General features: G+C 42.0%; 9 protein-coding genes. 7 read left to right on the plus strand and 2 right to left on the minus strand.

The annotated features are described in order from the left end of the window. Positions 1 to 16 precede the first annotated feature (16 nt). Entirely contained in the window at positions 17 to 2302 is a 2286-nt protein-coding gene (locus NE473_RS20025; protein WP_256265368.1) for a VirB4-like conjugal transfer ATPase, CD1110 family, read from the plus strand. On the opposite strand, the gene NE473_RS20030 is transcribed toward NE473_RS20025, so the two are convergent. Continuing rightward, the gene (locus NE473_RS20030) at positions 2299 to 3594 is read right to left on the minus strand and encodes a tyrosine-type recombinase/integrase (protein WP_004841158.1); all 1296 of its coding nucleotides are present in this window, start codon (positions 3592 to 3594) and stop codon (positions 2299 to 2301) included. The two genes, NE473_RS20025 and NE473_RS20030, sit on opposite strands and share 4 nt — an antisense overlap. Positions 3595 to 3680: 86 nt before the next feature. Beyond that, the gene (locus tag NE473_RS20035; protein ID WP_004841162.1) at positions 3681 to 4310 is read right to left on the minus strand and encodes a helix-turn-helix domain-containing protein; all 630 of its coding nucleotides are present in this window, start codon (positions 4308 to 4310) and stop codon (positions 3681 to 3683) included. Between the two features lie 175 nt (positions 4311 to 4485). On the opposite strand from NE473_RS20035, the gene NE473_RS20040 reads away from it, so the two are divergent. The 6 genes from NE473_RS20040 to NE473_RS20065 form a co-directional block, all read left to right on the plus strand. Continuing rightward, the gene (locus NE473_RS20040) at positions 4486 to 4716 is read left to right on the plus strand and encodes a helix-turn-helix domain-containing protein (RefSeq protein ID WP_002578307.1); all 231 of its coding nucleotides are present in this window, start codon (positions 4486 to 4488) and stop codon (positions 4714 to 4716) included. Positions 4717 to 4862: 146 nt separating this feature from the next. Further along, entirely contained in the window at positions 4863 to 5177 is a 315-nt protein-coding gene (locus NE473_RS20045; protein ID WP_009243674.1) for a hypothetical protein, read from the plus strand. 329 nt (positions 5178 to 5506) lie between these two features. Next, positions 5507 to 7207, plus strand: coding sequence for a MobA/MobL family protein (locus NE473_RS20050; protein ID WP_256265369.1), 1701 nt, complete (start codon positions 5507 to 5509; stop codon positions 7205 to 7207). After that, positions 7191 to 7895: a DUF6040 family protein gene (locus tag NE473_RS20055; protein ID WP_004841175.1), complete on the plus strand. Its 705-nt coding sequence runs from the start codon at positions 7191 to 7193 to the stop codon at positions 7893 to 7895. The genes NE473_RS20050 and NE473_RS20055 overlap by 17 nt, the downstream gene beginning before the upstream one ends. Before the next feature lie 382 nt (positions 7896 to 8277). Next, on the plus strand, positions 8278 to 8652 hold the full coding sequence (locus tag NE473_RS20060) for a TnpV protein (protein WP_057491876.1): 375 nt from the start codon (positions 8278 to 8280) through the stop codon (positions 8650 to 8652). Between the two features lie 365 nt (positions 8653 to 9017). Beyond that, on the plus strand, positions 9018 to 9128 hold a 111-nt coding region (locus tag NE473_RS20065; RefSeq protein ID WP_256265363.1), incomplete at its 3' end, for a GTP-binding protein.

The raw sequence follows: 9128 nt of genomic DNA on the forward strand, positions 1-9128 counted from the left end.
AAGGAGGATTACGGAAGTGGGAATTTTTACAGATAGATTTACATTATTAAAAAAGGCAGATAAGCCATTATATACAGCCCCCCAAAGTGTACAGCAGCAGATTGAGATCCTTCGGATCGCGAAGGACGGAATCTTTGAAAATACCAAAAATAGATACAGCAGAGTATACCGCTTTGCAGATATTAATTATGTTACGGTTTCGGAAGGTGATCAATATGAGCTCTTAAAACAGTATTGCAAACTGGTGAATGCGATTGATGTTGCATTTAAAATCACCATTTACAATAAAAACAAAGATATGAGCCAGTTCAGGCGTAATGTCCTGATCCCGGATAAGAATGATGGTTTTGACCATCTGCGTGATGTTTATAATGACATTGTAGAAGAACGGATCGTAGCGGGAAAACAGGGAATTGAGCAGGAGCGTTATCTAACAGTCACCGTTGAACGAAAAGACTATGAACAGGCAAAAGCATTTTTCAATACTTTTGAAGGGGGGATGCAGCAGGAATTCCAGGAGATAGGTTCTAAGCTGGAGCCGCTTGATGCGGCAGAACGGCTCCGTATCCTTTATAATTTTTACCGGATTGGCGAGGAGGAAACTTTTTCGTTTGATTTTGACGAATATGTGAAAAGCAAAAAGGACTACAAAAATGATATTTGTGGTTCCATGATTAAGTTTTTTCCCAACGAATTTGAAACAGATCGGAAAGTATGCAGGGCTATTTTTATTAAGCGCTATCCTACAAGCCTGCCAGATACTTTTGTGAATGAGCTTACCGGCGTGCCAGTCCATAGTATAACATCCATTGACATTGTACCTGTTCCAAAGGACCTTACAACAAAAACCCTGCAAAAAAAATATCTTGGTGTAGAGTCAGATATTTTACGTCAGCAGCGGGTCCGAAATAAGAACAATGACTTTGCATCTGAAATCAGCTACGGAAAGAAGGTAGAAAAGAAAAATCTGGAAGCGCTGATGGACGACGTCCGGGAAAATGACCAAAATCTGTTCTTCAGCGGTGTCAATATGGTCCTGATCGCTGACACCAGGGAAGAACTCGACAGTATCACAGAGACAATCCAGACGATTGGAAATAAATATCTCTGCAACATGGAGATCCATCACCTGCAGCAGCGAGAGGCGTTAAATACTGCATTACCGGTTGGGGTACGCCAGGTAGAAACGATGCGGACGATGCTGACACGGGATATCGCGGCTTTAATGCCATTTAACGTACAGGAAATCTATGAGCCGTCCGGCTTATGTTATGGGATGAACCGAATCTCAAAAAACCTGTGCGTTGCAGACCGGAAAAAGTTGACCAATGGCAATGCCATGGTATTCGGAGTGCCTGGCAGCGGAAAATCATTCTTCTGCAAGTCCGAAATGCTTGGCGTTTTTTTAAAGACCGATGATGATATCCTGGTCATCGACCCGACGCTCGAATACTTTGATATTGCCAGGAATCTGGGCGGTGAATGCCTTAACCTGTCAAATTATACTCAAAATTACATCAACCCTCTGTGGATTGATGTGGACCAGTTAGACCTTGCCGACAGTAAGGGGCTGATCCGTGAAAAAGGGGAGTTCATGCTCGGACTGTGCGAACAGGCTATGTTAGATCTGCTGAACAGCCGCCATAAATCCATCATTGACCGCTGTATCAGAAAGTTATATCTGGATATTGCTATGAGCAAGGAAAAATATATTCCGGTGATGTCGGATTTTTATGACCTTTTAATGAAGCAGCCAGAGGAAGAAGCCAGGGATATTGCCCTTGCCTTGGAGTTATTTGTCAATGGTTCTTTAAATATCTTCAACCACCAGACAAATATAGACGTTGATAACCGTTTCGTTGTCTATGGCATTCGTGATCTGGGAAAGGAACTGAGTGCAATCGCCATGCTGGTAATGCTCGAGAACGTCAAGACGAGGATCGCCAGAAATGCGGAGAGAGGGAGGGCGACATGGTTATACATAGATGAATGCCATGTGCTGTTAGGAACGGGAGAGCATTCCGGACACAGTGAATACTCTGGAAAATTCCTTTATTCCCTGTGGAAAAAGGTAAGAAAGCAAGGCGGGCTTTGCACGGCCTTGACACAGAATATTACCGATATGCTGCAGAGCTATACGGCTGTTACGATGTTAGCCAACTCGGAATTTGTGGAGAGATTTCCTGAGTTTTCCTTATTTTACAGGCTTTTTAGCCCCTTAGATAGTGAAATGATATGTATTTTCCCTTATTTTTACCCTTGTGAGGAATCCGCAAGGGAAATAAGGGAAATTTTTATTTAAGCGTTGCTCGCTACTTTATCAAGAAGTCTTGCGGAATCCCGCTTTGCTTTTCTTGTTGAGTGAGCGTAAATGTTCATTGTGGTACTGACATCGGAATGTCCTAACAGTTCCTGTACATCTTTCGGAGCAGCTCCATTCGAGAGCAGGTTGCTGGTGTAGGTATGTCGTAACTGGTGAAAGTGAAAATCTTCAAATCCTTCCAGCTTTTTTGATACTGACCTGCAAGCAATGCCGAGTGTACTCGGCAGTTCCAGACTGCCATCCGGTCTGAGGCAGACAAAGGATATTTCTTTATAATCTGCCGGGACTTCCTGTGTTCCGTCAAGGTGATAGTATTCATAATACACCCTGTTTTTCACATGCACCTCTTTGTAGTAGTTGCGGTGGTAAAGTTCCCCGTACTGCATCCGGCTTTTCAGTTGTTCCCGTCTTGCTGCTTTCAATATTTCAGTCAGCGTATCTCCAAAATCAACAATCCTTACTTTCTTTCGCTTGGTCGTTCCAATCACATTTTTATGCTTTGCACCGTCGTAACGGATACTTCTTTTAATGGTCAGGCATTGATCTTCAAGGTTGATGTCCTGCCATGTAAGACCACAGGTTTCACCGATGCGAAGTCCTGCATAATATGCAATCTGAATCGGCAGGATCGCAGGTGGATTTTTCTTTTCCAGATACTTGATAAGTCGCTCATAATCCTCATGTGAAATCGGCTGTGTGCCATCTTCGACTTCATCATCGGAAAAGAGGTCAACTTCCTCTGCCTGTTTTTTCAGCTTAATATACTGCATCGGATTGAAACTGATTAACTGTTTTGGAAATACTGCAAAACGGAATGACTGCTGCAACACTGCGGAAAAAGAATGGATATAATCTTTACTGTATCCTTTTCTCACTTTTCCGTCTGGAAATTCGCCACCGAATGTAAGCAGATCAAGAAATGCCTGTAAATGTTCGGCAGTAACTGTTTTCAGTTTACGGTCTGCAATCGGGTGTTTCTTAGTGCAACGGATTGCACTGAGATAATTTTCCACTGTGCCATTACTGAGTGTTCCGGTTTTCAGTTCTTCTTCTGCCCACATGTCCAGAAGTTCACCTACGGTAAGGTTATCTGCTTTTGCAACAAATTTCTTATCTTCGTAATCTTCCAGTGCCTTGCGGAGAAGTTTTTCTGTCTCACTTTTGCTTTCGGTTCCGGCATATTCTTTCTGAACCATTTTGCCGCTTGCGTCCTCTACATAGAAGCGGTAGTACCATTTCTTTCCTTTCTTTCTAACAGATCCTTTTGCCATAATCGTATGTCTCCTTTCGATATCAGACAATCGGAACTGCTGAAATGCTTCTTGCGTGTAAGTATATCATAACTCCGATTATCTTACTATACCGATTCAGAATCCTCGTACATAACTTCGGATAAAAGATTTGCAAGCCGTTGTTCTGCTGTTTCCGGTTTCTTGGAATAGAGCCTTACAATATCTGCCATGTCATTCAATGCGTTGACAGTATGGGTGATCTCCCTGAGAAACATGATCTCGTTATATTCATCATTCGATTCAAACCCCATTACTTTTGCAATGTCCGCTTCTTTGGTATTGCCTTTGTAATTCTTGCAGGCGAACTGGAACGAATCCAAAAACAGTTCATATTGTTTCAACATTAACAGCAGTAGGTCTTTGGAAAAAGCATCTTCTGTTTTCGTAAGGTCAAGAGGTAACTGTTTGAGAATATCCGTCATGGCATCACGAATCTGTAATTCTCTTTTATCCGTAATGTCGGTTTCATATTCGTCCGTTTCCCCTCTGAGCCATTCCACAGATACATGGAGAGCTTCTGAAAGACCTTCCAGCACCATTTTCTTTGTATTGTCAATCGTTCCGGCTTCATATCTCTGAATCGTAGATGCAGTCACACCCATCTTTTCAGCGATATAAGGCTGTGTCAGATTCAATTCTGTACGGCGCTGTTTTGCCCTGCTACCGATCAGCTTGCGTAATTCTTTATCTTTCATGCTGATGTGCCTCCTTTTTCGGTATGTCATTACTATACCACATAACAAACAATATTGCAATATGCAATTAAACAATAAATAATATAATTTCGTAATGCTTGACAAGATGATATAAACACGCTATACTGACAGCACAAAAGAAATTGCATAATGCAATTTATAAGGAGGTGGTCACATGACGCAAAGAAAGATTGCCTTATCTATTGAGGAAGCTGCGGATTATACGGGAATCGGCAGGAACACCCTGAGAAAACTGGTGGAGTGGAAGAAACTTCCGGTATTAAAGGTCGGGAGGAAAGTCCTGATTAAAACGGATATGCTGGAACTTTTCATGGAAGCCAATGAGGGCAGGGACTTAAGGGATAAAGGAAATGTGAAAGCCGTCACAAGAAACGGTTCCACTTAAAAAGGCGGTTCCCGAAGAAACCGCCAAAGGTTTTATCAGACCGAAGCCATGATATACCTACACGCAAGCAGATTATACCATGTACTTCGTCTGACAGACAACAGGAAACTTATGTTTGGTAGAAAAAAGAAAGGACGATGATATTTATGGCAAGATCAACAAAGAGTTATGAGGAGCGTCTGCTCCAGTTGGAAAAAAGAGAACAGGAAAGCCTTGAAAAAGCGAAACAGTACGCAGCACAGAAACGGGAACTGAAGAAACGTCAGAAAGATGTGGAAACAAAAAAACGAACCCACAGGCTCTGTCAGATTGGCGGTGCGGTGGAATCAGTGATTGGTTCTGCGATTGAGGAAGAAGATATTCCGAAGCTGGTCGGCTTCTTAAAAAGGCAGGAAGCAAATGGGAAATTCTTCTCAAAGGCAATGCAAAAAGAGCCAGTTGCGAATACGGAGGAAGTGTAATGCCGGAGGGAGTGGAGTTTCCATTCCCTTCATTGCTTTTTTATGAAGGGCGCACTTATGGACAACCAGAGGTCGTCCGTATAAGTTTGCCACAGGTGGCAACCGGTCTGCGCTAACGCTTGCCGGGCTCGTTCCGTCGGCGGGCATTTCATGCAGACCTGCTCATGTCGCAGGAGGCACTCTTCGCCAGAGGGGCGCATTCCATGCAGGCTGTTATGCACAGAGCACTCTTACGCAGAGGGCGTTCCGGCAGATACCATTCTCTTTTACAGGAAATGTTAACTGCCGGAAATCAATGCCGGGTACGGCAGAAAGGGGGGAAACGGATCATGGCGATCTTTCATTATACGGTAAAGATTGTCGGACGCAGCAAAGGGAAATCCATCATATCAGCGTCTGCCTATCTCAATGGTGATGTAATGAAAAATGAAGAAACAGGCAGGATCAGTTACTACACTTCCAAAAGAGAAGTTGTTTATACCAGTTTGATGATGTGTGAAAATGCACCGCAGGAATGGCAGAATGTACCTGCCGAAAATATCAAACGGTTTCAGAAATCTGTCCGGTATAAAAGGGCAGACAACAAAGAAGTTGTACTGGAGAAATTCAAACTTACTTTTCAGAAACAGTGCTTATGGAATGAAGTTTTGAAGATTGAGAAAAGTTCAGACGCACAGCTTGGCAGATCGTTTGAGTTCTCACTTCCAAAAGAATGGAATCGACAGGAACAAATTGAATATACAACAGAGTATATTCAGAAAAACTTTGTGGACAAAGGCATGTGTGCAGATTGGAGCATTCACGATAAGGGCGACGGAAACCCGCATGTGCATTTACTTGTAACCATGCGTCCCTTTAATCCCGACCACTCATGGGGAAACAAAGAAGTCAAAGACTGGGAGTTTGTCAGAGATACTGACGGAAATATTGTGGTTGATGAATCCCACCCGGACTGGTGGCAGGATAAAAAGAATCCTGACCGTCATGGAATCCGAATTCCGGTATTGGACGAAAACGGTAATCAGAAAGTTGGTGCAAGGAACCGTAAACAATGGAAACGGGTGCTGACCGATGCTACCGGATGGAACAATCCAAAGAATTGTGAATTATGGCGGAGCGAATGGGCGAAAGTCTGTAATGACCATTTATCAGTAGAACAACAGATTGACCACCGTTCCTATGCAAGACAGGGAAAATTAGAAATCCCTACAATCCATGAGGGTGCTGATGCAAGAAAGATTGATGAGAAATTCCAGAGTGGACAGGTGCAGACAGCTTCATGGAAAGTAGAGGAAAACCAGATCATAAAAAGACAAAATGCACTGCTGAAAAAGATACAGACCAGTTTCGGAAAAGTATCTGGTGCATTATCACAGTGGAAGGAGTGGTTAAATGACCTTAGAAGAAAGCCGGGAAGTCATTCCCATGATGGAGTCAATGATAAACCAGATCGAGGAACAGCAGAACCTTATGGCAGAGATGGTACAGGAATTACAGGAACGGGACAGACAGCTTCTGTCCTTTCAGGAGCAGAACCAGAGTTTGCAGATCTTAAACAGCGAGTTATCCGGGCTTCTGAATCTTTTGCCAGATACAGAAGAACTGCTCTCCCAGATCGAACAGCAAAAAGTCAGAATCGAACAGTTGGAAAACGAGAATCAGCAATGGCAGGAATTAACGCAGAAGCTGAACAACGAGAACAGCTTATTACTGACATTAAACAGCAGATAGAGAAAGCGAGGGATATTGATGAACGAATGCGTAAACTTAGAGAACGTCGGGCGGGTGGAAGAACTCCTGGCAATGACGGAACAGATGCAGGACGAACTGGATCAGAAAGACCAGACAATTCTGGAACTGAACAGGCAGCTAAACAGATCGCTGACCTTGAACGAGAAATTGAACAGCGAAAACAGAGCCGAGAATATCGAAGCATTGCGGACAAAATTAAAGCAAACAGAGGAACAATTAACCAGCGAGACAGACAGCAGGAAAAGAGCCGACGCAGAAGTCGTGGCATGGAAATTTAAGTACGAAAAAGCGGAGCAGGCAAAACGCTATGCACAGACACACCAAAAGACGGTAGAGGTGCCTGTCGAGAAAAAAGTGCCTTATGAGAAATGCGATAACTGTGACCGTACTGCTTATCAGAAAGCAAAAGAAAAATGCGATAATCGAAAAATTCAGTTGGAGAAAAAATATAAACAAATGACAACAGGTTATGAAAGCCTTATGTTCCTGTTGGCATGGTACAGCATAGCAACTACACTGTTCACAGCTATCCTTTCTCCGGTTTTTCTTAACGACTGTATCACCTTTTTCGGTACGATTGGTAAAGGAATCATAAACCTGTTTCGAGAATTTGTTACAGGAGCAGATTCTTTCGGACAGTTAAGCAATGGAATCTCAAACAGTATCGTTTCCGGGATTGTGTACTGGCTGATCGCGGCTATTGTTATGGGAATTTTATTCATTATAACGGGATTCCTGATAATTGGGATTGGCTATCAGGTGGGAAAAATCTACCGGAAATATTGTTGGGATATCATCAGCATTATGGTGGCAATAATGAGTACAGCTATCGTAATCTACTTTGGCGAATGGATAAAATCTGTCATTCCGATAAACCTCATTGTACTGTTACTACTTGTATATGTGGTCTATATTGGAATTCGATGTTATGTAAAAGACTGGCGAGAAGAGCGGGGATATTATTAAGAAAAACACAGGGAGATGTCTTTATCTTCCTGTGTTAAAAATGAAGCATTGATTATTTTTATATGAGAGGGATTATCGGACAGACCTATATCGTGTTACAAAGTGTTGTAAAGCCTGCAATTTCGTGATTTTTAAAATTGACCGTTTTATAGGATAGTATAAAAGTTTGTTAGAGAATCTTAAAAATAAACATTAAAATTATATAAATCACCACTATTATAGGATACTATAAAAAATAATTCAAAACAAGTCTTTTATTTTTTAAAGAGTGATATTGTAGGATTACAATACATGTATGAAACCAGATAAGGAGAAAACGTAAATTGTGTTAATGATAGCAGACATGAGTATGGAGTGAATATCTTATTTGGAGGAAAAACAAATGGTACAATCAATCTTTGAGGAAATGGGCGGCAGATACGAACGGCAAGGCGAATACATTTTACCCTGCCTTACCATACCACCCGAAAAGGAACAGTCGATAGACTTATTCGGACGGCGGCACTTGGACTATCTGCGGGAGTACCGCAAAATTACATACACCAATCTTCTCACAAGCGGCAGGCTCAATGCTTACCTTGCCGACATTGACAGACAGGCACAGGAACACTTTGAACGGCTCATAGAGGGCATGAAGCAAGCACAGGGCATAACGGAATGCCTAAAGGAAGAAAACGCCTTAGAATGGACTGGAAGAACGAATAACATAAGGGCTTGTGCGAGGGAGATTGTGGGGAAAGAAATTATTTTTGCATAAACAGATGATTAGTGGCAGGGTGAAATCCTGCCGCTTTTTCTGCTTTAGTTTGTCAGCTTGACAAATAAAGGGTTAAGGAATATAATTAAATTCAGTTTTATACAAGGAGTTAATAAATATGCGGCAAGGTATTCTTAAATAAACTGTCAATTTGATAGTGGGAACAAAAGTAGCAGTCTCGTTTCACTTTTAATATGGGGCTTAGTTTTTTGTACCCAGTTTAAGAATACTTTTATCATGTAATTTTATATGCCCGAAAACATATAAGTGTTTTGGGGCTATTGGAGTTATTTACCCAGTGATAGGAGTATTTATCACTGGGTATTTTTATGCCCTTTTTTGGGTGTTAATAGGAGGAAAATCACATGAAAATAATTAACTTAGGCATTCTGGCTCACGTTGACGCAGGAAAGACAACCTTAACGGAGAGTTTATTGTATACCAGTGGTGCAATTGCAGAACTAGGGAGCGTAGAT

Origin of the sequence: Hungatella sp. SL.1.14, from assembly GCF_024460495.1 — a bacterium.
Classification (GTDB): Bacteria; Bacillota; Clostridia; order Lachnospirales; family Lachnospiraceae; genus Hungatella; species Hungatella hathewayi.